The sequence below is a fragment of the Streptomyces sp. NBC_00576 genome (assembly GCF_036345175.1).
Lineage (GTDB): Bacteria > Actinomycetota > Actinomycetes > Streptomycetales > Streptomycetaceae > Streptomyces.
On record NZ_CP107780.1, the window covers coordinates 2,704,435 to 2,731,163 of the forward strand.

19 protein-coding genes and 1 pseudogene are annotated in these 26,729 nt (G+C 70.2%); 5 read left to right on the plus strand and 15 right to left on the minus strand.

The window, feature by feature from the left end:
• Positions 1-31 precede the first annotated feature (31 nt).
• The 4 genes from OG734_RS11240 to OG734_RS11255 all read left to right on the plus strand — a co-directional run bounded on the left by OG734_RS11240 (position 32) and on the right by OG734_RS11255 (position 4,369).
• Positions 32-952 (plus strand): sucrase ferredoxin, encoded by a 921-nt coding sequence (locus OG734_RS11240; RefSeq protein WP_330287356.1) that lies wholly within the window; start codon positions 32-34, stop codon positions 950-952.
• Positions 953-1,113: 161 nt separating this feature from the next.
• The gene (locus OG734_RS11245; protein WP_330287357.1) at positions 1,114-2,841 is read left to right on the plus strand and encodes a sensor histidine kinase; all 1,728 of its coding nucleotides are present in this window, start codon (positions 1,114-1,116) and stop codon (positions 2,839-2,841) included.
• Positions 2,838-3,518 (plus strand): response regulator, encoded by a 681-nt coding sequence (locus tag OG734_RS11250; protein ID WP_330287358.1) that lies wholly within the window; start codon positions 2,838-2,840, stop codon positions 3,516-3,518. Before OG734_RS11245 ends, OG734_RS11250 begins: the two co-directional genes overlap by 4 nt.
• Before the next feature lie 158 nt (positions 3,519-3,676).
• Positions 3,677-4,369, plus strand: coding sequence for a response regulator (locus OG734_RS11255; RefSeq protein ID WP_330287359.1), 693 nt, complete (start codon positions 3,677-3,679; stop codon positions 4,367-4,369).
• Positions 4,370-4,421: 52 nt separating this feature from the next.
• Here OG734_RS11255 and OG734_RS11260 read toward each other — a convergent pair whose 3' ends face one another.
• The 6 genes from OG734_RS11260 to OG734_RS11285 form a co-directional block, all read right to left on the minus strand.
• Positions 4,422-6,014, minus strand: a complete 1,593-nt coding sequence (locus OG734_RS11260; protein ID WP_330287360.1) for a solute symporter family protein — start codon at positions 6,012-6,014, stop codon at positions 4,422-4,424.
• Positions 6,011-6,577 (minus strand): DUF485 domain-containing protein, encoded by a 567-nt coding sequence (locus OG734_RS11265; RefSeq protein ID WP_330287361.1) that lies wholly within the window; start codon positions 6,575-6,577, stop codon positions 6,011-6,013. The genes OG734_RS11260 and OG734_RS11265 overlap by 4 nt, the downstream gene beginning before the upstream one ends.
• A 69-nt stretch (positions 6,578-6,646) precedes the next feature.
• On the minus strand, positions 6,647-7,330 hold the full coding sequence (locus OG734_RS11270; RefSeq protein WP_330287362.1) for a response regulator transcription factor: 684 nt from the start codon (positions 7,328-7,330) through the stop codon (positions 6,647-6,649).
• Entirely contained in the window at positions 7,327-8,478 is a 1,152-nt protein-coding gene (locus OG734_RS11275; protein WP_330287363.1) for a sensor histidine kinase, read from the minus strand. The genes OG734_RS11270 and OG734_RS11275 overlap by 4 nt, the downstream gene beginning before the upstream one ends.
• Positions 8,475-9,038: a DUF1453 domain-containing protein gene (locus tag OG734_RS11280; RefSeq protein ID WP_330293629.1), complete on the minus strand. Its 564-nt coding sequence runs from the start codon at positions 9,036-9,038 to the stop codon at positions 8,475-8,477. Before OG734_RS11280 ends, OG734_RS11275 begins: the two co-directional genes overlap by 4 nt.
• 205 nt (positions 9,039-9,243) lie before the next feature.
• Positions 9,244-11,364, minus strand: a complete 2,121-nt coding sequence (locus OG734_RS11285) for a DNA gyrase/topoisomerase IV subunit B (RefSeq protein ID WP_330287364.1) — start codon at positions 11,362-11,364, stop codon at positions 9,244-9,246.
• Between the two features lie 451 nt (positions 11,365-11,815).
• Between OG734_RS11285 and OG734_RS11290 the strand changes: the two genes are divergently transcribed.
• A complete protein-coding gene (locus OG734_RS11290) occupies positions 11,816-12,046 on the plus strand; it encodes a DUF7455 domain-containing protein (protein WP_044471628.1) in 231 nt (76 codons plus the stop codon).
• 165 nt (positions 12,047-12,211) lie between these two features.
• Here OG734_RS11290 and OG734_RS11295 read toward each other — a convergent pair whose 3' ends face one another.
• The 9 genes and pseudogenes from OG734_RS11295 to OG734_RS11335 all read right to left on the minus strand — a co-directional run bounded on the left by OG734_RS11295 (position 12,212) and on the right by OG734_RS11335 (position 26,536).
• On the minus strand, positions 12,212-13,078 hold the full coding sequence (locus tag OG734_RS11295; RefSeq protein WP_330287365.1) for a serine protease: 867 nt from the start codon (positions 13,076-13,078) through the stop codon (positions 12,212-12,214).
• A 204-nt stretch (positions 13,079-13,282) separates the two neighbouring features.
• Complete coding sequence (locus OG734_RS11300; RefSeq protein ID WP_330287366.1) at positions 13,283-14,818, minus strand: RNA polymerase sigma factor; 1,536 nt, start codon at positions 14,816-14,818, stop codon at positions 13,283-13,285.
• Positions 14,819-15,332: 514 nt separating this feature from the next.
• Positions 15,333-16,220 carry a FadR/GntR family transcriptional regulator gene (locus OG734_RS11305; RefSeq protein ID WP_330287367.1) on the minus strand — a complete coding sequence of 296 codons (888 nt, stop codon included), beginning with the start codon at positions 16,218-16,220 and terminating at the stop codon, positions 15,333-15,335.
• Between the two features lie 163 nt (positions 16,221-16,383).
• The gene (locus OG734_RS11310; protein ID WP_330287368.1) at positions 16,384-18,501 is read right to left on the minus strand and encodes an ABC transporter ATP-binding protein; all 2,118 of its coding nucleotides are present in this window, start codon (positions 18,499-18,501) and stop codon (positions 16,384-16,386) included.
• Positions 18,502-18,586: 85 nt separating this feature from the next.
• Positions 18,587-19,345, minus strand: a complete 759-nt coding sequence (locus tag OG734_RS11315; protein ID WP_330287369.1) for an NUDIX hydrolase — start codon at positions 19,343-19,345, stop codon at positions 18,587-18,589.
• A gap of 130 nt (positions 19,346-19,475) precedes the next feature.
• The gene (locus OG734_RS11320) at positions 19,476-21,392 is read right to left on the minus strand and encodes a glycogen debranching N-terminal domain-containing protein (protein ID WP_443065078.1); all 1,917 of its coding nucleotides are present in this window, start codon (positions 21,390-21,392) and stop codon (positions 19,476-19,478) included.
• 815 nt (positions 21,393-22,207) lie between these two features.
• Positions 22,208-23,776: a DUF4192 domain-containing protein gene (locus tag OG734_RS11325; RefSeq protein ID WP_330287370.1), complete on the minus strand. Its 1,569-nt coding sequence runs from the start codon at positions 23,774-23,776 to the stop codon at positions 22,208-22,210.
• Between the two features lie 110 nt (positions 23,777-23,886).
• A pseudogene (locus OG734_RS11330) lies at positions 23,887-24,039 on the minus strand (LuxR C-terminal-related transcriptional regulator); the annotation flags it as partial.
• Positions 24,040-24,376: 337 nt separating this feature from the next.
• Positions 24,377-26,536 carry a RecQ family ATP-dependent DNA helicase gene (locus tag OG734_RS11335; protein WP_330287371.1) on the minus strand — a complete coding sequence of 720 codons (2,160 nt, stop codon included), beginning with the start codon at positions 26,534-26,536 and terminating at the stop codon, positions 24,377-24,379.
• Between the last annotated feature and the right edge of the window lie 193 nt (positions 26,537-26,729).

Here is a 26,729-nt window from a genome sequence, read left to right on the forward strand (position 1 = left end):
CCCCGCTCCAAGTCAGGTTAGGCTCACCTCTGTGAGTAGGTGCGCAACCGTCTCCCGGGACCTCGACGAGCCCATCGCGGGAACCGCGGCGACCGCGAGGACATGGCTGCTGCTCGAGCAGCCGGGCCCGTGGGGTGCCCAGGCGCTCACCACGAGCCACCTGGACCCCGCACTCGGCAGGGCCCTGGAGAAGGCCGCTGAGGGCACCGGCGTACGGATCGCCCTGATCCGCCGCCCCGGCCGTCACGCCGACTTCGGGCCACCTGCCGTACGGCGGGTGTACGTGGCCCACACCACGCCCGGCAACGGCTGGCTGCACAGCGCCACGACCCGCGATCCCGAGCAACTGCTCGACCTCGACTTCGCCGCCCTCGGCAAGGGCGCCCCGCATACCTTCGACACCGTGCTCCAGGGACGGCCCCACACCGGGGACCCCCTCGCGCTCGTCTGCACCAACGGCAAGCGCGACCGCTGCTGCGCGCTGCTCGGCCGCCCCCTCGCCGCCGAGCTGGCCGCCTCCGGGGTCGAGGGCGCCTGGGAGGTCACGCACCTCGGCGGACATCGCTTCTCACCGACGCTGCTCGTCCTGCCGTACGGATACGCATACGGCCGCGCCCAGGCCCCGCACGTCAAGGAGATCCTCCAGGGCGTACGCGAAGGGCGTGTCGTTGTGGAGGGCTGCCGCGGCGGCTCCGCCTGGGAGCGGCCCGGACAGGCCGCGGAACTGGCCGTCCGCTCGGCGGCGCGCGAGTACGCGACGGACGCGCTGAGCATCGTACGAACGGACGGCTCGGCGCCGCGCTGGGAAGTGACCGTCGCTCACACGGACGGGCGCCGGTGGAGTGTCGCGGTGGCCCAGGGTGCCTCGCTGCCGCCTCGCCCGGAGAGCTGCGGATCGGCGTTGGGTTCGCCGGCGCGGATGGACGTGGTGGCGGTGCGCGAACTGAAGTAGTGCTGTCCACGGCTCCAGTGCACTGACCGCGCGGCGTCACCCCGTACGGCCCGCAGTCCACCCGTCAAGCACCCCCGTACACGCCTGTACACGCATTGATCAAGGGATCCACGTCACACCCCACTACGGCACAGGCCGCTCATCCCCGTACCGTCATGGGTATGAGCCCCACTCCCCCCGTACGCCGCCTGCGCCTCGGTCTGCCGCGGCGGATGTTCTCGCAGGTGCTGCTGATGCAGGTGGCGATCGCCGCGGGAGTCGCGGTGCTCGCGACCGGGCTGTTCCTCGCGCCGCTCAGCGATCAGCTGGACGACCAGGCGATGCGCCGGGCGCTGGCGATCGCGCAGACCACAGCGGCCCAGCGGCAGATCGCCGAGGATCTGCAGGGAAGCAGGCCGTCGGTCGACGGGCCGGTGCAGGCCGAGGCGGAGCGGATCCGGAAGGCCAGCGGGGCCGAGTACGTCGTGGTGATGGACATGCGGGGCGTGCGCTGGTCGCACACGGATCCGAAGGAGATCGGCCGGGTCGTCTCCACCGATCCCCGCCAGGCCCTGGCGGGCAAGGAGGTCATGGAGATCGACAGTGGCACCCTGGGCCGCTCGGCCCGAGGCAAGGTGCCGCTGCGCGACACCGGCGGCAGGGTCGTCGGGGCTGTCTCGGTGGGCATCGAGTACGACAGCGTGCGCGCACTGCTGTTCCACGCGATTCCGGGGCTGCTCGCCTATGCGGGCGGCGCCATGGCCGTCGGCGCCCTCGCCGCCTGGGTGATCTCCCGGAGAGTCCAGCGGCAGACCCGTGACCTGGCCTTCTCGGACATCGCGGCACTGCTCGCGGAACGCGAGGCCGTACTGCACGGCATCCGCGAGGGTGTCGTCGCCCTGGACCGCGCGGGCCGCGTCCGGCTCCTCAACGACGAGGCACAGCGCCTGCTGGGCATCGGCGAGGAGGCGGTCGGCCGCTCCCTGGACGAGGCGCTCGGCGCCGGACGTACGACCGATGTACTGGCCGGCCGGGTGACCGGAACCGACCTGCTCACCGTGCGCGGCCAGCGTGTGCTGGTCGCCAACCGTATGCCCACCGACGACGGGGGCGCCGTCGCCACTCTGCGCGACCGCACCGAGCTGGAGCAGCTCGGCCGCGAGCTCGACTCCACGCACGGTCTGCTCGACGCCCTGCGCGCCCAGGACCACGAACACGCCAACCGCATGCACACACTCCTGGGGCTGCTCGAACTGGAGATGTTCGACGACGCCGTGGAGTTCGTCGGCGAGGTGGTCGGCGACCATCGGGCCACCGCCGAGCAGGTCGCCGAGAAGATCCGCGATCCGCTGCTCGCCGCTCTGCTGGTCGGCAAGTCCACCGTGGCGGCAGAGCGCGGCGTCGCCCTGTGGGTCTCGGACCGGACGCTGCTCCCGGACCGGCTGATCGATCCCAGGGGGCTGGTCACCGTCGTCGGCAACCTGGTCGACAACGCGCTGGACGCCGTCGCGGGCACCGCGCACGCACGCGTGGAGGTCGAACTGCGCGCGGAGGGCCGTACCGCGATCCTCAGAGTGCGCGACACGGGGCCCGGAATCCCGGCGGAACAGCGCGAGTTGATCTTCACGGAGGGGTGGTCCACGAAGAAGCCCCCGGCGCACGGCAAGCGCGGAATCGGTCTCCCCCTGGTACGCCGGCTCGCGGAGCGGCAGGGTGGCAGCGCGCGCGTGGCCGATGCCGAGGGCGGGGGCGCCGAGTTCATGGTCGTACTGCCGGAGGCCCTCGCCGAGCCGGACCCGGCGCCGGAACGACAGCACGTGCGTGTCCCGGACACGGAACCGTCCCTGGAGCCGGCCGCCACCACGGCCACCAGCGCCCCCGCCACCGCCCCCGAGGAGGAGTCGAGATGATCGAGGTACTGGTCGTGGACGACGACATCCGCGTGGCGCGCGTCAACGCCGCGTACGTGGAGAAGGTGCCCGGCTTCCACGTCGCGGGGGAGGCGCACAGCGCGGCCGAGGCACTGCGGCAGTTGGAGGCGCTGCCGCAGTTGGACCTCGTCCTCATGGACCACTACCTGCCCGACGACACGGGCCTCTCGGTCGTCCAGGAGATGCGTCGGCGCGGCCACGAGACCGACGTGATCATGGTGACGGCGGCCCGGGACGTGTCGACCGTGCAGGCGGCGATGCGGCAGGGGGCGCTGCAGTATCTGGTCAAGCCGTTCGCCTTCGCGGGGCTGCGCTCCAAGCTGGAGGCATACGCGGAGCTGCGCCGCACCCTCGACGGCGGCGGCGAGGCCGAACAGGCCGAGGTGGACCGGATCTTCGGCGCCCTGTCCTCCGGGCCCGAGCCCGAACTGCCCAAGGGGCACTCCCCCACCACGGCGGAACTCGTGCGCCGCGCCCTGGTCAACGCCGAAGGCCCCCTGTCGGCCCAGGAGATCGCCGAACGGACGGGGGTGAGCCGCCAGACCGCCCAGCGCTATCTGAAGCTCCTGGAGCGCACCGGACGGGCCAGGCTGACGCTCAAGTACGGCGACGCGGGCCGCCCGGAGCACCGTTATGTCTGGGCGACCCGCGCCTGAGGACGGGCGAGCCCAACGGAGTTGTGAAGATCTTGCTCGCGCCCCGTAGTTCGATGGCGGAAGACATGGCGCATGCCACAACATCAGTCTTCTGGACGCAAGCCGTTCTTCTGCTTGCAAAAGTCTGTTGTGCTCGTCGGCCCTGAGGGAGAGGCCCGATGATTGACGTCCTGGTAGTGGACGACGACCTCCGTGTCGCGGAGATCAACGCCAAGTACGTGGAAAGGGTTCCCGGGTTCAGGATCGCTGCCCGTGCGCACAGCGCCGCCCAGGCCCTGGCCGCCGTACAGCAGGGCACCATCGACCTGGTCCTGCTCGACCACTACCTGCCCGACCAGACGGGACTCGAACTCGTCCACCGTATGCGGGAACAGGGCCACTGCACCGATGTCATCATGATCACGGCGGCGAGCGACGTGGTGACCGTACAGGCCGCGATGCGTTTGGGTGCGCTGCACTACCTGGTCAAGCCGTTCACCTTCGCCGCTCTGCGCACTCGCCTGGACTCCTACGCCGCCCTGCGCCGCACCGTCGACCGTGTCGGCGACCCGAGCCACACCGGCCAGGAGCAGGTCGACCGGATCTTCGGCGCCCTGCGCACCCCGCCGGCACCTTCACCTCCCGACCTCCCGAGCGGCCACTCGGAACCGACCACGGACCTCATCTGCGGCGTGCTGCACCGCGCCGGCCACCCGCTCTCGGCTCACGAGGTGGCCGCCGAGACAGGATTGAGCCGATCCACGGCCCAGCGCTATCTCCGTCACCTGGAACAAGCAGGCCGTCTCCGTCTCTCCCTCAAGTACGGCGACACAGGCCGCCCCGAACACCGGTACGCATGGGTGGCCCCCTGAGCGTCTTGCCTGCCTCCCGCTCAGGGTCGTACGACAGTGAAATCGCCGCCCGCTAAACGGCTCCCGCTCCCGTGAGCGACCGCACCTCGGTCTCCGCATGCTTGGCCTTGTCCGGGTCCTCCGCCGAGGTGACCGTGCCGAGCCAGCCGGCGAGGAATCCCAGCGGGATCGAGACGAGCCCCGGGTTCTGCAACGGGAAGTACTGGAAGTCCACTCCCGGGAACAGCGACTCGGAGCTGCCTGACACCACGGGCGAAAGCAGCACGAGGAGCACCGACGGAATCAGCCCGCCGTACACCGACCACACCGCCCCCCGGGTCGTGAAGCCACCCCAGAACAGCGAGTAGAGCAGTACCGGCAGATTCGCGGACGCCGCGACAGCGAAGGCGAGGCCCACCAAGAAGGCGACGTTGAGGTCGCGGGCCAACAGGCCGAGGGCGATCGCGACCACGCCGATGCCGACCGCGGCGGTGCGGGCCACGGCCACCTCGCTGCGCGGCTTGGCGCGCGGGCGACGCAGCGACGCGTACAGGTCGTGCGCCACGGATGCCGAGGACGCGAGCGTGATGCCTGCGACCACCGCGAGAATCGTTGCGAAGGCAATGGCAGCGACGATCGCGAACAGAACCGTTCCGCCTGTGGAGTCCGCGCCACCGCCCAGGTCGAGGGCCAGCAGCGGGACCGCCGTGTTCCCGGCCGCGTTCGACCCACGGACCGCCTGCGGTCCGACGATCGCTGCCGCGCCGAAGCCGAGGACGATCGTCATCAGATAGAACCCGCCGATGAGCCCGATGGACCAGACGACCGAACGGCGCGCGGCCCGAGCGGTCGGCACGGTGTAGAAGCGGGAGAGGATGTGCGGCAGCCCGGCCGTACCCAGTACGAGGGCGAGCCCCAGGCTCATGAAGTCGAGACGCGAGGTCCAGTCGCCGCCGTACCTCAGCCCGGGTGCGAGAAACGCGTCACCATGACCACTGCGCTCGGCCGCTGTGCGGAGCAACTGGTCGAAGTCGCCGTGGAACCGCACCAACACCAGTACGGTCAGCGCGATCGCCCCGCCCATCAGCAGGACCGCCTTGACGATCTGGATCCAGGTAGTGGCCCGCATTCCTCCCAACGACACATAGATCACCATGAGCGCGCCGACCGCGATCACCGTCCAGGACTGCGCCGCCTCGCTCGTCCCGCCCAGCAGCAGCGCGACCAGGCTGCCCGCTCCCACCATTTGCGCCACCAAATACAGAACGGACACGGTGACCGAGGAAGTTCCCGCCGCGATCCGCACCGGCCGCTCCCGCATCCGCGCCGCGATGACGTCGGCAAGCGTGAACCGCCCGCAGTTGCGCACCAGTTCGGCGACCAGGAACAGCACGACGAGCCAGGCCACCAGGAAGCCCACCGAGTACAGCAGCCCGTCGTAGCCGAAGAGCGCGATGAGGCCGGAAATGCCGAGGAAGGAGGCGGCCGACATGTAGTCGCCTGCGATGGCAAAACCATTCTCCATCGGGGAGAAGAGCCGACCGCCCGCGTAGAACTCCTCCGCCGAACCCTGTCGATGCCGGCTCACCCACGTGGTGATGGCCAGCGTGACGGCGACGAAAGCGCTGAACAGCACCAGCGCCAGCATCTGATGGTTGCCGGTCACGATCCACCGCCTCGGAGGCCACGCGTCAGTTCCTGGGTGTCCCAGCGCAGATCGAGCGCGGCCCGGTCCCTGCGCAGCCGTGCGTGCCGCGCATACGCCCAGGTGAACAGGAACGTCGTGAGGAACTGTCCAAGTCCCGCCAGCATCGCCACGTTCACCGCGCCCGTCACGGGCCGCGCCATGAATCCGGGCGCCGTGGTCGCGGTCACCACATAGCCCACGTACCAGGAGAAGAAGACCGCGACACCGGGGATCACGAACCTGCGGTACCGGCGGCGTACCTCCTGGAAGGCCGCGCTGCGCTGCACCTCCAGATAGACGTCGGCCGCGCCACCGCCCCGGCTCTCCTGCTCCCGGCGCGCGGGCGGAACGACGGGAGCGGGCGCACCCGTACCGTCCAACTCACCCCAGCCAGAGGCGAGCGCGTCGTACCAGGGGTCGTCGAACCGCGTGTCCCCGCCCACCTCCCCATGGGTCGGGACGGCGGCATGACCTTCATGGGTCTTGGCCGAACTCTCAGGACCGCCCCCGCGCCTGCGAGGACGACCGGTGCTTGACTGCATGCCCAAGGATGGACAGAACGGGAAGATCCCCGACTCTTCTTCGCCACGGTGTTCACCCCATTAGGTGATTCACCCCGTGGGGGGACGCACCAACCCCTTCCCATAGGCGTAACGCACCGCCTGCGCACGGTCCTTGATTCCCGTCTTGGCGAAGAGGTTGTTGATGTGGGTCTTCACGGTCGCCGTGGAGACATGCAGCTTGATTGCGATCTCCTGGTTGCTGAGGCCGTCCGCGATCAGCATCAGCACCTCGGTCTCCCTCGTGGTGAGCCCGTCGGGCGGCTCGGCGGGCGCGTCCTGCTTCTTCTCAGGCTCCGTCAGCCGCTCCAGGAGCCGCCGCTGGATGCTCGGCGACAGCCCCGCGTCCCCGGACAGCACGCTGTGCACCGCCCTGACGATTTCGTCGCCGTCCGCGTCCTTTGTGAGATAGCCGCGCGCGCCTGCCCGCAGCGCGCGGAACAGCGACTCGTCGTCCGCGAACGTCGTGAGCACCACGACCTGGGTCCCGGGATACTCCGCCCTGATCCGCCGAGTCGCCTCGACGCCGTCACAACGCGGCATGCGCAGGTCCATCAGGACCACGTCCGGCGCCAGTTCGGCGACCAGCTGCACGGCCTCGTCCCCGTCCCCGGCCGCTCCGACTACCTCGATCCCGGGCAGCAGACCGAGCAGCATCACGATGCCTTCCCGTACGACGGTCTGGTCGTCCGCGACCACCACCCGCGCGGATTCCCGGCCGGCCTCCTCCGTCATGTCGGCACCCTCAGCGTCACCACGAACCCCTTCTCGTCCGGCCCGGCATCCAGCGAACCGCCCAGCAACTCGGCGCGCTCTCGCATGCCCAACAGACCGTACCCGCCGCCCACCCCCTTGAGTTCGCCCGGCGAACCGCCCGAGTCCCGTACGTCCAGCGTCACTTGGTGATCGCTGTAGTCCAGCCGCACCTGGACCTTGGCGCCCGGAGCATGCTTGCGGACATTGGTCAGCGCCTCCTGGGCCACCCGGCGTACGGCCTGCGACGCCTCTGCCGGCAGCGGCCTGCGCTCACCCGTAATGGTGACGCCCACGTCGTCCGTCACGCCGACGATTTCCTTCAGGTAGTCCTCCAACGGGGACATCTCGCCCCTCAACGCGGACAGGGCCTGTCTCGTCTCGGCCAGACCGTCGCGGGCCATTCCCCGAGCCGCCACCACCCGTTCGAGTATCCGGTCCCGGTCGGCGCCGCGCTCGATCAGTAGGCGGGCCGCTTCCAGGTGCACCATCTGCGCCGAGAGGCTGTGCGCGAGTACGTCGTGGATCTCTCGCGCGATCCGGGCGCGCTCCGCGAGTGCCGCCGACTCCGCTTCGGCGGCCCGCGCGGCTCGCTCCTGGGCGAGGAGCCGCTGAGCGTTGCCGCGCGCTTCGGCGTCGAGCCGCAGGACGTATCCGGCGAGGGCGAGACCGATGGTGGTGACGGTCGTGGTGAGCAAGGAGTCGTCGTCCACCACCGCGTACGAACCGAGGGCCACCACGCTCATGGGCAGAGCGGCTGACAGGGGCATTCTCTCCAGGGCCGTGATCGCGCACGCGCACCACACGACGAGGGCCGGCACCCGGAAACCCGCGGCCTGACCCACGACCGCGAGGCCTTGAAGCAGCAGTAGAAGCGCCAGAGAGGGCCACAGTCGGTGCTGGAAAGTTGTCCGGTAGAGCGCCCAGGCGAGCAGCGCGGCGAACAGGACTCCGCCGACGGCCAGAGCCGAGTCCCAGCCCCGGGGCGGATGGCTGCTGACGGCTCCCCACAGCAGCATGCCGAGGACCAGCAGCCGGGTGGCCCAGGCGAGCCGACGGCGGTTGCGTGATATTCCCTCGCGGCCGAGCGCCTCCCTGGAGGGCCAGCGCAACCAGTCGTTCCTCGTCACACCCGCTCCTTCCGCAGACTCACGCCGTCACCGTAAGCCGTGGTCTGCCGGTGCGCCGAGGGCGTGGACGCCGGGTGAAGCGACTCCGGGTTCGGGGATGTCAGATCCAGGGACTTCGTCCGCCAGTGCAGGATTCCGGCGCGGAGCAGCAGCGTCGCCGCGAGAGCGAGGAGAAGGGCCGGGGTGTGCTGGTGGACGCCGAGCGCGGCGCCCAGGGCGAAGAGACCGACGCGGAGGCCGATCCCGATGATCCACACGACGACACTCGCCTTGGTGCTCCGGCTCCACACCTCGCCGTCCGCCTCCGCCCAGACACGGGTGGTCCAGGCCCAACCGGCTCCGGTGGCAAGGCCGATGAGCAGTTCGGCCGTGAGCAGGGTGATCGACTCCGCGCGGTGATGGATGTCGATCAGGCCGGGCTCACGCAGTGCCACGACGACCAGGATCACGGGCACGACCCACCAGCGCCGGTCCGTGTCTATCCGGCGTGTGCGGAACTGCCGCACGACCACCAGGGCGACGACGGCGACGATCAGCAAGGCATCAACGAGCCCGGACATCAGGCCTCCGTGGGCGAAGAAGGGGCAGATGTCGGCAGCGGGTGCTGTCGACGCCTTCGACGCTACGGAAGAGGGCACGTCAGAGGATCGGAGCAGGGGTGGACCAAGGGTGGATTCGCAGCGGGTCGGGTGTCCACCCCAGGGTGGAGAGATGGTGCCGGGGCGGCACTTTCAAGTGTCACCCCGGCCCTGAACCCAGGACGGGTCACGCGTCGATTCGAGACCTGTCCAGCGTTGCCGCCGAACTGGAGATGAATTCCTTGCGAGGAGCGACGTCGTTGCCCATCAGAAGGTCGAAGACCTGCTCGGCCGACTCCAGGTCGGACAGGTTGATCCGGCGCAGCGTGCGATGGCGCGGATCCATCGTGGTCTCGGCCAGCTGGTCGGCGTCCATCTCACCGAGGCCCTTGTAGCGCTGGATCGAGTCCTTGTAGCGGACACCCTTGCTCTGGAACTCCAGAAGCTTCTCGCGCAGCTCACGGTCCGAGTAGGTGTAGACGTACTTGTCCTGGCCCTTCTTGGGCTGGATGAGCTCGATGCGGTGCAACGGCGGTACCGCGGCGAACACCCGGCCCGATTCGACCATGGGCCGCATGTAGCGGTGGAACAGCGTCAGGAGCAGGGTGCGGATGTGAGAGCCGTCGACGTCGGCGTCGGTCATCATGATGATCTTGCCATATCGAGCCGCGTCGATATCGAACGTACGACCGGATCCGGCCCCTATGACCTGGATGATCGCGCCGCACTCGGCGTTCTTCAGCATGTCGGTCACGGACGACTTCTGGACGTTGAGGATCTTGCCCCGGATCGGCAGCAGGGCCTGGAACTCCGAGTTCCGGGCGAGCTTGGCCGTACCGAGCGCCGAGTCGCCCTCCACGATGAACAGTTCACTGCGCTCGACGTCGTCACTGCGGCAGTCGGCGAGCTTGGCGGGCAACGAGGAGGACTCCAGGGCCGTCTTCCGGCGCTGCGCGTCCTTGTGCTGGCGGGCCGCGATGCGCGTACGAGCCGCAGAGACGGCCTTCTCCATGACGACGCGGGCCTGGGCGGCGGCGTCCCGCTTGGTGGAGGTAAGGAAGTCCTTCAGCTCCTTGGACACCACATTCGTCACGATGCGGCGAGCCGCCGAAGTACCGAGCACCTCCTTGGTCTGGCCCTCGAACTGCGGCTCGGCGAGACGCACCGTGACGACCGCGGTAAGGCCCTCCAGGGCGTCGTCCTTGACGATGTCGTCCTCGGCCACGCGCAGCAGTTTCTTGGTGCGCAGCACCTCGTTCATCGTCTTCGCGACGGCCTGTTCGAAGCCCGCGACATGGGTGCCGCCCTTGGGGGTGGCGATGATGTTCACGAACGACTTCAGGTTCGTGTCGTAGCCGGTGCCCCAGCGCAGTGCAACGTCGACGCCCAGTTCGCGCGTGACCTCGGTGGGCGTCATCTGGCCGTGGTCGTCCAGGACCGGGACCGTTTCCTTGAAGGTGCCCTGTCCGGAGAAACGGAGGATGTCACAGACCGGCTTGTCAGCGGCCAGGTACTCGCAGAACTCGCTGATGCCACCGTCGAAGCGGAAGGATTCCTCGCCCTTGCTGCCGCCCTCACCGAGCCCGAACTCGTCGCGGACGACGATGGTGAGGCCAGGCACCAGGAACGCGGTCTGCCGGGCACGCTGGTGGAGGTGCTCAAGCGAGAGCTTGGCATCCTTGAGGAAGATCTGACGGTCGGCCCAGTAGCGCACGCGCGTACCGGTGCGGGTCTTGGGGATCCGCTTGGTCTTGCGCAGGCCCCCCGGCTCGAAGGTGGCGTCGGGGCCGACATCGGCGAAGGAGCCGGGCACGCCGCGCCGGAAGCTGATCGCGTGGGTGTTCCCCACACGGTCGACCTCGACGTCCAGGCGGGCCGAGAGGGCGTTCACCACGGACGCGCCCACCCCGTGCAGGCCGCCGGAGGCGGCGTACGAGCCACCACCGAACTTGCCGCCGGCGTGCAGCTTGGTCATGACGACCTCGACGCCGGAAAGGCCGGTCTTGGGCTCGACGTCCACGGGGATACCGCGGCCGTTGTCCCGTACCTCGACGGAACCGTCATCGTGCAGGATGACGTCGATGTGGTCGCAGTAGCCCCCGAGGGCCTCGTCCACTGAGTTGTCGATGATCTCCCAGAGGCAGTGCATCAGGCCACGACTGTCGGTCGACCCGATGTACATGCCCGGACGCTTGCGCACTGCCTCGAGCCCCTCGAGGACGAGCAGGTGCCGCGCGGTGTAGTTGGAACCGTCCCGGTCTGCTCCTGCCAGCAGCGCTGTGGACGGCACGGACGTATCGGCGGTCACGCGGTTCGCTCCTCGCTGAATTTCAGTTGGGGCCCTGGTGGGTAAGGGCCCGGCTTCGGTCACCGCTCAGAGGGTACCGAGGCCTGGTAGAGCCGATGTAACGCCACCCTCGTCTGAAACTCAGACTAAACCAGGGTCGCATACTTGTTCGATCCCTCGTTGGAGTGAAGTACATATCACGTTCCCTTCCAGGCATGAACCATTTAGGCTCCGGGCACGTCCTCAAGAACAACCGGCAACCCAGCCGGGAGGACCGACACCCCTACAGACGACAGACAGCGCGAACCCGTACAGACACAAAGACACGCAATACGGCACATTCGCCGCCAACCGGCAGCAGACAGCCGTCTCGAAAAGATTTTTTCGAGGAAGAGCCACGAGCGGGAACGTTTTCGGCCTGGTTGGATGTTGACCCTGGTACGACAGCTCGTCGAGCTAGAGAAGAGGCGACGTGACTACTGTTCTGACCCCCGCGAGCCCGCTGACGGCCGCTGATCGCTGCGACCGCTGCGGCGCCCAGGCATACCTTCGCGTTGTCTTGGCGAGCGGCGGAGAACTGCTCTTCTGCGCCCACCACGGTCGCAAGTTCGAGCCGGAACTCAAGAAGATCGCCGCTGAGATACAGGACGAGACGGAGCGACTGACGACCGTTCCGGCCAGCTCCACCGAAGAAGACCGCTGACACTGCGCTTCGACGACGAGCCAGCCCCGGCACAGGCCGGTTGATTCGGGCGGCCACTCCTGCATTCAGGAGTGGCCGCCCGCTTCACGCAAGCCGCTCACGGGGCATCAGGCACTGTTACCGGGCGGGGCCTCGAAAACCCCTCAGGCCGCCACCTACGGCCCCTCAGCCGCCGTTCCCGGGGGCAGCGAGGTTGCCCCACCCCATCGTCCGTACGACGTCCGAGACCCGCGTATAGACGCCCGGGCTGCTGGGCCGTCCGCAGCCACTCCCCCAGGACACGAGCCCGACCAGCCGCCCCTGGGCGACCAGCGGCCCTCCACTGTCCCCCTGGCAGGCATCCTGCCCCCCTGCGGCCTCGCCCGCACACAGCATGCTGTCGGCTCGGTACGTTCCGTCGGCGCTGCCGGGATACGCCCGCTCACAGAGCGCATCGGACAGCACGTGGACGCGTGCGGCGCGCAGACCGCGTGCGTAGTCGCCGCCCCCTGTGATGTCGCCCCAGCCGTAGACCGTGGCACTCGTACCGGGCTGGTAAGCCGGGTCGCCGGCAGCCGCCATCCCGATGACCGAGCTCTGCGGGAGGGACTCGGCGAGGGTGAGCACGGCGAAGTCCCCGGCGTTGCTGATCTTGTCGTAGCCCGGATTGACCCAGGTGTCGTGTACGGCGATCTCCTTGCCCTGGGTCGACGTCAGGTCTGTACGCCCGGTGATGACCTTCAGGTCCTGAACGCGGTTGGGTGGTGCTCCCAGGACGTCCTCACCCATGCAGTGGGCCGCGGTCAGTACGGTGGTCCGGCCGACGGCCACGCCACCGCAGAACTGCCCGGCCCGGATACCCCCGAACCGGTCACGACTGGACAGCGCCACCGTCCACGGGCCTTCGGACACTTCGACCGGGAATCCGCCGACGACGACGCCGTCGGCCGCCGCAGGGGCGGCGGACGCCAGCGGTATCACGGCGGCCGCGGCCGCCAGAACCAGCGACCGGGTCAGCGCCCGGGACAGGGCCCGGACAAGGGGGTGACGCATGCGCGCTCCTCACTCTGGGATGATCACGAGAAACCCAGAGTGATCCAACGGGCTCCGCCCCGCACGCTCGGGCCACGAAAGAGGGACGCCGCCGACTGGAGCACCCCGCTCCACACGCGCCGGTGCGACGACCCTCCTCCCCGCTCAGCACGGAAGGCCCGGCCCCCTGAGGGGGCCGGGCCTTCCGTGTCGTACGACCGCGACCTAGTCGAGGTAGTCGCGCAGCACCTGGGAACGCGACGGGTGACGCAGCTTCGACATGGTCTTGGACTCGATCTGGCGGATGCGCTCGCGGGTGACGCCGTACACCTTGCCGATCTCGTCGAGGGTCTTCGGCTGACCATCGGTGAGACCGAAGCGCATCGAGACGACGCCCGCCTCGCGCTCGGAGAGAGTGTCGAGGACAGAGTGCAGCTGCTCCTGGAGGAGCGTGAAGCTGACCGCGTCGGCGGGGACGACCGCCTCCGAGTCCTCGATGAGGTCACCGAACTCGCTGTCGCCGTCCTCACCCAGGGGGGTGTGGAGGGAGATCGGCTCACGGCCGTACTTCTGGACCTCGATGACCTTCTCCGGGGTCATGTCGAGTTCCTTGGCCAGCTCCTCCGGGGTGGGCTCGCGGCCCAGGTCCTGAAGCATCTGGCGCTGCACGCGCGCGAGCTTGTTGATGACCTCGACCATGTGCACCGGGATACGGATGGTGCGGGCCTGGTCGGCCATGGCTCGGGTGATCGCCTGACGGATCCACCAGGTGGCGTACGTCGAGAACTTGTAGCCCTTGGTGTAGTCGAACTTCTCGACCGCGCGGATCAGACCGAGGTTGCCCTCCTGGATCAGGTCCAGGAAGAGCATGCCGCGGCCGGTGTAACGCTTGGCCAGAGAGACCACCAGACGGAGGTTGGCCTCCAGGAGGTGGTTCTTGGCGCGGCGACCGTCTTCGGCGATGATCTCCAGCTCGCGCTTGAGCTTCGGGGCCAACTTGTCGGCGTTCGCCAGCTTGTCCTCGGCGAAGAGACCCGCCTCGATGCGCTTGGCGAGCTCGACCTCCTGCTCCGCGTTGAGCAGGGGGACCTTGCCGATCTGCTTGAGGTAGTCCTTGACCGGGTCGGCGGTGGCACCGGCTACGGCGACCTGCTGCGCCGGCGCGTCGTCCTCGTCGTCGTCGGAGAGGACGAAGCCCTTGTTCTCGGCCCCCTCCTCTTCCTCTTCGCCGGCCTTGACGTCCTCAAGGACCTCGTCCTCGGCGCCCTCGGCGTCGTCCTTGCCGGCGGTCGCCTTCTTGGCCGCTGTCTTCTTGGCGACGGTCTTCTTCGCGACCGCCTTCTTGGCGGTCGTCGTCTTCTTGGCGGCGACCTTCTTCACGGGCGCCTCGTCCTCGGTGGAGGACTCGGCCGAGGGAGCCGCCGGGGTGGCGGTGGCGGTGGCCTTCTTCGTGGTCACCGTCTTGGCCGCGACCGTCTTGGTGGCGGTGCGCTTGGCCGGACTCTTCGCTGCGACGCTCTTTCGGGTGCGCTTGGGCTCCGCGGCACTGACCATCAGCGTCACACCCTCTTCCTCGAGGATCTGGTTGAGGCTGCGCAGTACGTTCTTCCACTGAGTGGCCGGAATCTGGTCAGCTTCGAAGGCCCGACGCACGTCGTCGCCGGCGATCTGCCCCTCAGCCTTTCCCCGCTCGATGAGCGCCATGACAGAGACGGACTCGGCGATCTCGGGCGGGAGCGTACGGGATGTGCTGGCCGACACGAACAACCTCTCGGAACGATTGGAAAACGGCTTCCGGCCCCGTCCAGTACGGACAGGAGCCGACGACCGCCGACTGGGGATGGGCCGACGGCGCGGGCAAGGGCCGGGAAGATGCACAGCGCCTTGAACGGCGTCCGTATTCCCTCCGCGGCTGTCACCTCTTAGGTCATCGCGCTGCTTCCGCAAGCGTTACGCCCAATCTGCGTGGCCCGAGTCACACCCCGTAAGCACTCAAAAGCGGTCAGATATGGCTAGAGGTGGTCAGCCATGGTCGCGACCAGGCTGCCCCGACCGCCCTCCGCCCGCGCCGACAGCCGTTTTCACAGCCCTGCCGGACCCCTGAGGACGGTCCGCCGCCTCTTCGTCTCACCGCTCACCGCACGGTCGCCCGGTCTCGCCGCCGGGCCCCGCCGAGCCCTCTCGGGATCCGACGGGGCCCGGCAGCAACGGTACGGGAGTGAGCGATTTTTCCGGGAATGACATGGTTCCCGATCGCGCCGCCCTCGGCGCGCGGTCAGTGCTCGCGCGGGGCCGGGACCACGCGCTCCACCTCGGGGTGCACCATGAGGAGCTGCCGCATGGCCGCCTCCGCCGCCGCGCCGTCGCCCGCCGCGAGAGCGTCGACGATCCTGGCGTGGTGGGCCAGGGAAGCCTCGGTGGGCCGGTCACAACCGGTGATCGGACCGCCTGATACCTGGAGAGCGGCGGACACGATCCCGGAGAGGTGCTCCAGCATGCGGTTGCCGGCGAGCTGGATGAGCAGCGAGTGGTACTCGGCGTCGGCGCGCGAGAACGTCATCGAGTCACCCTGGTTCATGGCGTGGCCCATGATCTCGACCATGTCGACGAGCCGCTGCTGAACCTCCTCGCGCCCGTGCCCGGCGGCGAGGCGAGCGGCGAGCGGCTCGATCGTCCAGCGCAGCTCGCTGAGCTCGCGGCGCTGATCGTCGCGCTGCGGTCCGAAGGCCCGCCACTCGATGATGTCGGGGTCGAGGAGGTTCCAGTCGCTGACGGGACGTACGCGCGTGCCCACGTTCGGCCGGGCGCTCACCAGGCCCTTGGCCTCCAGAACGCGGAGCGACTCGCGGACGACAGTGCGGGAGACCTCGAAACGCTGGCCGATCTCCTCGGGCACGAGGGGACGGTCCGCGCCCAGGTCGCCGGAGACGATCATCTGGCCCAGTTGCTGGACGAGTTGACCGTGCAGCCCGCGACCGCGGCTGCCCGCGGATCGGCGACCGACGCGGCCCAGCTCCGGGTCGGCGGCATCCCAGGAAGGGACTCCCACACGGCCGGCGCCGGGGCCCTCGGCGTAGGGGTAGCGGTCGAGTCCGCCCGGGCCGACGAGACCGGAGTCTGCGGAGCGGGCGGCGGTCATCATGGTGTGCGCAAGGGTACTCACGGATCCTTTGTCGGCTCCGTCTTCAACTCCCTTGAGGTCTTTGGTGAAAAGCACACGAAAGGGTGATCGCTCACCCCGTCGCAATTGACGCCTTATCGGAAAGAAACGGGCGTTCCTCGGGGAGTTGTGCGCAGGGCAGGACCGGAAGGGGCGCGGACGATCGTCATCGGACCCTGCTTCGCAGGGTCGTGAGCAGATACGCACAGAGCAGAGCAGCCAGCGACAACGCCAGCGCGCCGCCGACGGGTTGGGCGATCATCCGCGCTCCGGCGGCCAGATACCGCTCGCCCCCGAACGGCCACTGCGCCAGGAACAGTTCCCGCAGCCGCACGGAGAACCCGGCCGCACTTCGCACGGACGAGCCCTCCAGGGCCTTCTGCACGAGGGGCACCACCAGGACCGGTACGGCGACCACCGCCGCGAGCCCGGCGGTGGTGGACCGGAAGATACCCGCGGCCAGCACCCCGGCCCACGCGCAGCCGATCACGAGGCCGATCCAGCTCGCGGTCAGTGCTAGCCAGTCCGCGGGAACCTGCGCCAGCTCCCGTCCGTAGACGAGGTAGAGCACTTCGGCGTCGCAGCCCACGGTGAGGAAGGCCAGCAGCAGGCCGGTGGCCGCGGCGACGAGGAGCTTGGCGGCGAGCAGTCCAAGTCGGCGAGGCACGGTGCCGCGGTCAACCGCCAGGGCAGGGTGGCGGAACTCGTCACCGAAGGCGATGGCGCCCAACAGCCCGGCGCCGACTGCCGCGGGCGGCAGCGGCAGCTCCTGCGGCCAGGCGGCCAGCAGGCGATGCTGGGGAGTGTGGCCGATGCGTGCCAGGAGTACGGCGACGAGCGCGGAGGAGACGAGCACGGCGGCGCCCGTCAGAAACCCGGTGCCGACACCGCGGGCCCGGCGCAGCTCGTAGCGGAGAGGACGCAGCGGACTCGGAGCAGGGCGGACGGAGATGGGGGGTGGGAGCGGGGGCGGACTGTCGGGGATGAGGGCGCTGGAAGAGTGCGGGCGGGCGCCCTGGGGGCGTGCGGTCGCGGACGTCGCCGAGGTGCGGCCGACTGTCGGCTCGGAGACCCGGGTGACCGCCGGCAAGCGGCTGGGGGTCACGTTCGGCTCGGGGAGACGGGTCGCCCGGGGGACCTCGGTCGGCGCTGTGGTGGCTGAACCCTGGCGCACAGCAGCGTCTTCAGGGGTGGCCCCGGCAGCCTTCCGTCCTGCCGCGCCGTCGATCTCGCCGGTCACGCCGATCTCGCCGGTCACGCCGATCTCGCCGGTCACGCCGGTCACGCCGGATGCTCCGACCTTGCCGAGGGCCCTTGCTCCATCGGTCACATGCCCCTCGCCGGGTGTCCAGGGTGGCTGCATCTCGCGGCACGCCTGCGGCTCGCCTTGGCGGGTCGAGCAGGCGCCGGGCCCCATGTCACCGACCTCGTCGGCGAGTTGATGTACGAGGATGCAGTTCCGGAACGCGGTCTCGCCGATGTCCGCACAGGTGCTGCCGTACACGGAGAGCCGATTGTCGGCCTCCTGTACGACCTCCACGGAGCGCTGCGCCGTCCGGGCCTCTTTGGTCAGCAGGGCCGCGAGACGGGCGGCGTGGGGGCTGCGGACGACGACACGGGGGCGCAGCCGGGTGCGGGAGAAGTCAGCGGCCTCCTGGTCGGCGACGAGTCGTCCCTGTTCCAGGGTGATGATCCGGTCGGCGGTGCGGGCCGCCTCCTTGGGGTCGGTGGTGGTGCACAGGACGGTGCCGCCCTGGGCGGCGTGGGCGCGCAGCATGCCGTGCAGCCAATGGCGTTCACGGGCGGACAGACCGTCGGTGAGGGCGTCGAGCACAAGGGTGTGCGGGTCCGCCAGCAGGGCGCAGGCCAGGCCGAGCCGACGGTCCATGCCGCGTGCCAGTGTGCCCAGGCGTTCGTCACGGAAGCTGACGAGGCCGACCACCTCGAGAACTTCGTCGGCACGGCGGACCGGGACGCCCGCGGCCGCGCACAGCATGCGGAGTTGGCCCCGGACGGTGCGCGCGGGGTGCCCCGGTACATCTCCCAGGAGAACGCCGACCTCACGTGACGGATGGGCGATGCGATGCAGGGGGCGGCCTCTGAAGTACGTGATTCCACGTCCCTGGTGGAGTTCGAGCATCAGCCTGAGCACCGTTGTCTTGCCGGCGCCCCGGGTACCGAGGAGCGTGGTGACGCAGCCCGCGCGCGCCTCGAAGGAAACGTCGTCGACAGCGGGCGGAAGCTCCTTGCGAGGTTTGCTGGTCAGTCCGAAGGCCTGGATCACCCGTAGCAAGATAGCGCGTTATGTCCGTTTTATCGGGTGTGGCGGGGCCCACTGAAAGGCAGGTGTTGCCCCAGCGAGCTCGGCGTCAGACCTCTGGACGCAGCATGGGAGGGTTGAGCAGGGTGGCGCCACCGGCTCGGAAGAGCTGGGCCGGGCGACCGCCCTGCCGGGTGGTCGTACCTCCGGTAGGGACGAGGAAGCCCGGGGTGCCCGTGACCTTGCGGTGGAAGTTGCGCGGGTCGAGGGCGACGCCCCACACCGCCTCGTACACACGACGCAACTCGCCGACGGTGAACTCGGTCGGGCAGAACGCTGTGGCCAGCGACGAGTACTCGATCTTGGAACGGGCACGCTCCACGCCGTCCGACAGGATCTGGGCGTGGTCGAAGGCCAGTGGTGCCGCCTGTTCGCCGTCGCGGCCGTAGCCGCCCTGCTGCAGCAGTTCCTCGACGGGTGCCCAGCGCGCGCTGTTGGCGTCACCGCCCGCTCGAGGAGCGGGCAGGTCGGGGGCGAGCGCGAGATGGGCGACGCTGACCACCCGCATCCGGGGGTCGCGCTTGGGGTCGCCGTAGGTCGCGAGTTGCTCCAGGTGAGCGCCGTTGTCCTGAGCCGGGGCAACCGGGTCGTGGGCGCGCAGGCCGGTCTCCTCGGCCAGTTCCCGCGCTGCGGCCTGTGACAGGTCCTCGTCGGCCCGCACGAAGCCACCAGGGAGTGCCCAACGTCCCTGAAAGGGCTGCTCGCCCCTACGTACCGCCAGCGCACACAGGGCATGACGACGCACGGTCAGCACGACCAGATCCACGGTGACGGCAAAGGGCGGGAAGGCTGACGGGTCGTAGGGCATGCCGTGATCATAGTCGTCTGCCTGACGATAAACACTCCCCTCTCCGGCCGCGCCCATGACTGATCCACGGGGGTCGGGCACGCGCGTCACAGACCGCTTCCGGTCTCCTCCCAAGACATGTCGTACGAGGTCACGCTCCCAGTTGCAGTCCTGCGGCAGCCTCCTCGACCATGGCGACGCCGAGACGGCCGACCCGTACGGAGAAGGGGGCACCCGCGATCCGCAGCCCGGTCAGGCTGATCTCGCCCAGCGGCACGCTGCGTACCGGGCGGAGCATGACAGCGTTCGCCGGGGCGTCCGGACGGATGCCGGCCAGGGTGGCGAGCAGCAGCACCCCGGAGGCGGCAGCGGTGGCCGACGGTCGGCAGGCCGCCGGGTGGGGCAGCGGGGAGCCTCCTTCTGTGCGCTGCTCTCCCGCGTACATCTCCGGCAGCCTGTACTGGAAAGCCTCGGCTGCCGCCAGGAGGCCGCGCAGCAGCGCACTCGCCTCCTTCTCGTACCCGGCGGTGGCCAGGCCCGCCATGGCCACCGCGGTCTCCTGGATCCGCACTGCACCGCTCCGGTGGCCGAAAGGGTTGTATCCCGCCTCCTTGACGCCCAGGCCGCGCAATCCCCAGCCTGAGTCCATGGCCGGGCCGCCGAACAGCCGGGCGAGTTGCTCGGTCTGCACCTTGTCGAGCAGCCCGGGGGCCGGCTCGCCCGCGCCCAGCAGACCGGTGTCGAGGAGATGGGCGGCGATCGCACCGAAGTGCGGCACGGTGCGCCCGTCCGGAGTTCGGGCAGCCGCCGGTCTGCCGCCGCTCCGGTCCTCGATCCAGAAGTCGGACCGGAACGCCGTGCGCAACCTTTGGGCCCATTGCCGCAGCCCGGCACCGCCCGGTCGGCCGTACGCGTCGAGGAGATCGGCGCCGAGAAGGGCGGCGCGGTGGGCATGGGCCTGTGTCTCACAGCGCAGCGGGCCGCCAGGGTGCGGATCGGCAAGGTAGGTGTCGTCGTCCACGGTCGTGAGCAGCCAGGTCAGACAGCGCTCGGCAGTCGGGAGCAGTTCCTCGGTCGTCTGTTCCGGGAGCCCCCAGCGACGGGCTTCGGCAAGGAGCACGGGGAAGAGCAGGGTGGCCTCCGTGCCTGTGCAGCCCGGTGGCAGGTGTGGGCCGGCATCCCTGCGCGGTCCGGGGAGCATGCCGGATCTCGGGCCCGGCCCCGGGAGCTGGGTACGAGCGAGGGTTCGAAGCGTGCCCGCCGCGAGCCCGGTGCCGAGTGGGAGCGTCATTCGTGCGGCGGCAAGGGCCTCGGCCGGGGCCATGCCACAGCGCCACGGTGCCCCTGCGGCGAGATGGGTGTCGGAGGGGTGCGCGGGGTCGCGCAGGAGCAGTGCCTGCAGGTCATCGATGCTGGTCTTGAGGAGCGCCTCGACGCGTGGATCGTCACCGACCGCCCGTGCCGGGGCGAGGGGGCTCGTCGCCGCGTGTCCCACGGCCCGCACCGGTCCCGCCCCGTCCTGCCTTATGCGCAGCTCCAAGGTCGTGGAACCACCCGGGGGGAGTACGAGCTCCCAGCGCAACAGGCCGGCGGAAGCCAGCGCGTCGGTGGGTGGCGGGTCGGCCGTGACGGCGGCGCCGCCGGTGGCACAGGACCAGCGCAGGCCGAAGGCGTGGACACTGGCGGGCAGTTCGGGGCCTGCGGTGCCGGAGGCGATCGCGCCCAGGTCCGCCAGGTCGGTACCGAGTGATACCTCGACTGGCAGGCGCAGCAGGCGCTGCGCCGAGCTGTGCAGGGTGATCCGCTCCGTGCCGTCCGCGTGGCGGATCCGCTCGACGACGACGTCAGGGTCCGGACCGCCGTCCGGGGAGGCTCGTAACGTCCCCACGAAGCGGGCTCGGTCGGCAGCGGTCATCCGGGCCTGTACCGCGAGCGGTTCGCGACCGGCCACACGGACCTGGCACCGGGCGAGCACACGCCTGCCCCCGCGGTAGAAACCCTCCAGCCCCCGGCCGGTGAGCTGCCCCTGGTCCGTGGAGATCGCGAGCCCGGGGAGGGCGACGCAGATCAGGGTGGTGTGGGTCGGGGGCAGTTGGGCTGCACGCCGGGCGCCAGGGGCCGGAGCAAGCGGTGTTCGAGGCGAGGGAGGCGGCGCGAGCGATGGCGTGTCCCTCGGCGGAGGTGCGGAAGGGCGCCCGGGGCCCGGGAAACGCGGCTGTGGGCCGCGCGGGTCCCCTGCGCTCCCGGGTACTCCGCCGCCACCTCCCCGCAAGGGCGGCGTGGGTGTGCTTGCGGGCCGCCGGTCGTCGTCGGCGGCCGAGGGCGGGGGCGGCGGATACATGGGCGGCTTCTTCTGCTCTCTGGGCGCCGAGGGCGCGCTCGGCGCCTGATAGGGGGTTTCGGCGGGACGGGGGTGGTGCGGCGGCTCGGCCCGTCCAGGGGTTCCGCCACTCAGGTGAACGGACCAGAGCTTCCCCGAGTCACGCCTCCGGCGGGACAAGCCGACCGAATGGCGGTGAGGTGGAGCATGCGTCCGGCCAGTATCGGGACGACCGCACCGGCTGTCCGCTGGGGTCGGGGTGGTGAGGCGTCCGTGAGCCGTCCTGGCGTCGGTCAGTTGTACGTGGGGCGCACTGCCGTTGCTCAATCGCCCCTTGCGCGCTCCGCCGTTGCCGAACCGCCCGCACACCGTCACTCGGTTGCCCGGACACCCGTCAGTTGTCCCGCCACCAGCAGGTCGTTCCTCAGGCATCCCGCAGTTGCTCAGCCGGCGATCGCCTTTCCCGTCAGGGTGCGGGCGTCCCTCTGCTGTCTCGCCCATGTCGATCCGTCCGCCCGGCACCCGATTCCCGCCAGGGCTCCCATGAACTGCGCCCCGCCTGTTCACGCCTCGTCCCCCTTCGTCCGGTCGCGGCGAAGGGCAGCTCCCTCCGCGCCGGCGCTGCGCCGACGTACGACGGGCCTGCCCGAGATCTGGGGACGAGTGCCGCCCGTCCCCCCGGCTCGGGGGCGGGTCTGGGCGCCGTCTGCCGGGCCCACCCGACGTCGGCGCCTCGTGGCCGACTCCAGTGCCCGGGCAGCGCCGCTGATCGACGTCGAGCAGGACGGGGGACCCGCGACGTCGCCGGAGGGGGTCGCGGCCTCGGTGCCGTCGATCCGGCGGTCGCTGTCGATCCTCTGCGGCCGATCGACCCCGCTCGTCCCTGATGACCTCTTCATGGCCTCGTACCCCTCCGGGTCCTCACCCCAGCCGATGCCCGTGTCCTCGCCCGCGTCGCCGGTCCCGATTCGCTCGGTGGCCTGCGTCGTTCGGGGTGGCCCGGCTGTCACGCGTGTTCGGCCGCCGCGCTCCGCGCGCAGACAGCGGCGGATCGACTCCGGGTCCAAGCCCTCGTTGCAGGCCTGGTGCAGCAGGCGGGCGAACAGGTAACCAGGGTCCGCGCCGAGTGCCATGGCCAGGGCTTCCCTGGCCTCCAGATCGTCGCCGGTCGACCAGGCGACCCAGCCGGCGAGCGTCAGAGGTGCTGCGGCGTGCTCGCGGTACGGCCCGACGCAGCGGCGGGCGAGAGCCCGCCAGAGGCGCAGGGCAGGTGCCGCCTCGTCACCCTCCATCCACTCCGCCGCGCGATCGCGGGTCGTACGATCCTGCAGGCCCAGAATCAGCGTGGCGGCCTCGTCGTGTGTGAGCAGTTCGTCGTCGCGGAGGTCCGCCAAGAGCGTGCCTGCCACGGCGGGGGCGTCGGCGAATCGGCTCCTGACCCGGCCTGCCTGTCGCAGGGTCTCGTCAGCCACGTCCGCGCGGCTCGCGTCGTCGAGGATCCGCGGGACCAGACGGGCGTTCGCGCTGTCGAGCGCGCGTTCCTGTTCCAGTGCCGCAGCGGTCTCCCAGGGGTGGAACCTGGCCCGCAACTCGCTCAGTGTGCCCCGCACTTGCAGACCGGCATAGGTCGCGGCGGCGGCCAGCACCGAGGTGCCGGGCAGGCCCATGGGCACTCCGTCGTCCGGACAGCACTCGGGTGTCACGCAGCAGTAGGACCAGAAACGGCTGTCGGCGATGCACAGCGCCTCGACCACCGGTACGTCGAGACGGCCGCACTCGGTGCGCAGCAACTGGGCGAGCGGGCGCAGCCGTTCCCGCACCTGATGCCGGGCTTCGCCCTCCGCCGGTTCCTGGCAGAGGTACACCACCATGCTCTCGGGCCGCGCGCCTCTGCGCTGGCTTCCGGTCACCAGGCCGTGCGTCAACTGCTGTGCCACGGCTGGCCAGTCGTCCGGGTTCGCGGGAATTCCCAGCCGGGCGCGGCCGCCGAACCGGCCGCGGCCGTCCCTGTCGTGCAGCGCGACCAGCACGATGCTGTCCTCGGGGTGGTAGCCGAGCAAATAGGGCAGGGCGTCGGCCAGTTCGGCCGGGGTTCGGAGGGTGACCTGATGCGTTTCGCCGTGATTCGTCATGCGATGACGATCTCGCGGATTTCCAGACTCCGCTTGAGCCTGTGGATAACCTCGACCAGGGACACGTCAAAGGCGGCCCGACGCGGGGCGTCCGATCGATTGTCAGGATGCGGGCGCGGTTGCACCAGGCCGCTCCGGCAGGCGACCACGACGAGTTGAGCGCGACCACGGGCGGGCAGTCTGGTCATCGCGCGCCGGATGCGGCTGCGTACGATCAACGGGCTCAGGACGAGTTGATCGGCGATTTCGGCGTTGGACTTGCCGGCACCCGGTCACCTTTTCGCCGTCAGGGGCGACGAACACGATCCGGCAAATGGTGACGGCGGGCCCGCAGCTCCTACAACTCGCACACGTCGAGTGGTTACGTGCCGGGGAACCGCTGGAGGCGGCCCCCCACCGTCGACGACCGGGTACTGCGGCAGGTGGACGGCGGTGTGGCCGCCGCGGCCTCGGCACCGTGGCGGTCTACGGCGGCCTGCGCGAGCGACGCGTCGGAGATCGCAGGCTTCGACATCGCCGCGCCGACGCAGAAAACGCGGACGGACCCACGCCCGAACGCTGTGCTGGTTCGGCGGTGTGTGGCCGTCAGCGACGGCTCCCTCACCCGGCCAGGGCAAGGGTGAGCGGCAGTACCTGGTCGGCTCCGGACTGGCGTAGGAGGCGTGCTCCTACGGCCAGCGTCCAGCCGGAGTCGGTGTAGTCGTCGACAAGCAGCACCGGGCCGGGGGTGGCGGCAAGAGCAGCGGCAAGGTCGTCGGGCACGGTGAACGAGGCAGCCAGGGCGCGCAGTCGCTGGGCCGAGTTGCTGCGGTGAGCCGCGTGCTCGTCGGCCTGCGGGGTGTAGGCGAGGCTGCCCAGTAGCGGAAGTCGGCCGACCCGGGCCAGGCCCTCGGCCAGGGAGGCGACCAGTTGCGGGCGGGTGCGGGAGGGCATGGCGACGACCCCCACCGGCCGCGCCATCGCGTCAGGGGAGCCGCTCGCCCAGCCGCTGGGTGAGCGGGCCCAGTCGGTCACCACCGTCACGACGGCGGCCAGCACCTCGTCCGGAACCGGCCCGTCCGCGGCCTGCGCCGACAGCAGCGGACGCAGGCGGTTGCCCCAGCCGATGTCCGACAGCCTGCCCAGTGCGCGCCCGGTGGCCGCCTGCTGCCCCACAGGGATACGGCCTTTGAGGTCGACCCCGACCGCCGGCATGCCCGAGGGCCACATCCGGCGCGGCTCGACCTCGACACCCGGACGATCCAGCTCACCGGTCGCCGCCGCGAGGGCACCCAGCGAAACGGCGGGATCGAGCCAGGGTCCGGCGCAGATGTCGCAACGACCGCACGGGACCGCCTTCTCGTCATCGAGCTGCCGCTGCAGGAACTCCATCCGGCACCCGTCGGTCGCCACGTAGTCCCGCATGGCCTGCTGCTCGGCGGCCCGCTGTTTGGCGACCCAGGCGTAGCGCTCGGCGTCGTACACCCACGGCTGCCCTGTCGCGGTCCAGCCCCCCTTCACGCGCTTGACGGCCCCGTCCACGTCCAGGACCTTCAGCATCGCCTCCAGCCGCGAACGCCGAAGATCCACCAACGGCTCCAGCGCCGGCAGCGACAACGGGCGTCCCGCCTCCTCCAGAACCGCCAGAGTGCGCCGCACCTGCTCCTCGGGAGGGAAACCGACCGAGGCGAAGTACGCCCAGATCGCCTCGTCCTCCCGTCCCGGCAGCAGCAGCACATCCGCATGATCCACGCCACGCCCCGCACGCCCCACCTGCTGGTAATAGGCGATCGGGGACGAGGGCGACCCCAGGTGCACCACGAATCCCAGGTCCGGCTTGTCGAAGCCCATCCCCAGCGCGGACGTCGCCACCAGCGCCTTCACCCGGTTCGCCAGCAGATCCTCCTCCGCCTGCAACCGGTCGGCGTTCTCCGTCTTCCCCGTGTACGAGGCCACCGGATACCCGCGCTGCCGCAGGGACGCCGCGACCTCCTCCGCCGCCGCCACCGTCAGCGTGTAGATGATCCCCGAACCCGGCAGATCCCCCAGCCGCTCCCCCAGCCACGCCAGCCGATGCGCCGCATCCGGGAGGGCCAGCACCCCCAGCCGCAGGCTCTCCCGGTCCAGCGGCCCCCGCAGCACCAGGGCGTCCCCGCCGCCCGTGCCCAGTTGCTCGGCCACATCCGCCGTCACCCGCGCGTTCGCGGTCGCCGTCGTGGCCAGCACCGGCACCCCCGCCGGCAACTCCGCCAGCATCGTGCGCAACCGTCGGTAGTCGGGGCGGAAGTCGTGACCCCAGTCGGAGATGCAGTGGGCCTCGTCGACCACCAGCAGGCCGGTCGTGGCGGCGAGCCTGGGCAACACCTGATCACGGAAATCCACGGAGTTGAGGCGTTCCGGGCTGACGAGGAGAACGTCGGTCTCGCCGCGCTCGACCTCCCCGTAGATGGTGTCCCACTCCTCCGGGTTGGCCGAGTTGATGGTGCGTGCGCGGATCCCGGCCCGTGCCGCCGACTCGACCTGGTTGCGCATCAGCGCCAGCAGCGGCGAGATGATCACAGTCGGGCCGGAGCCACGCCGACGCAACAGAGCCGTGGCGACGAAGTACACCGCCGACTTGCCCCAGCCGGTGCGCTGCACCACCAAAGCCCGCCGGCGCTCCTCCACCAGGGCCGCCACAGCCTGCCACTGGTCCTCCCGCAACCGCGCCGAGCCTCCACGGGCACCGACCAGCTCGGCAAGGATGGCGTCGGCTTCGGCACGCAGCTCCTGGTTACTCATGCCCCCATGCAACCCCACAGCACTGACAACGGCCCAATCGCCCGACGGTGACAAAGTGCGCACGACCCGTCACGGAGCAGCCAACCGGGTCAAGGGCGGCCGCATCGCCACGGGCCGGCCCTGGACGTACGAGAGGCAGCGGGCCGACCGAAGCAGACCTGAAGGGACGTATTCCGGCCGGTGAACAAGCCTC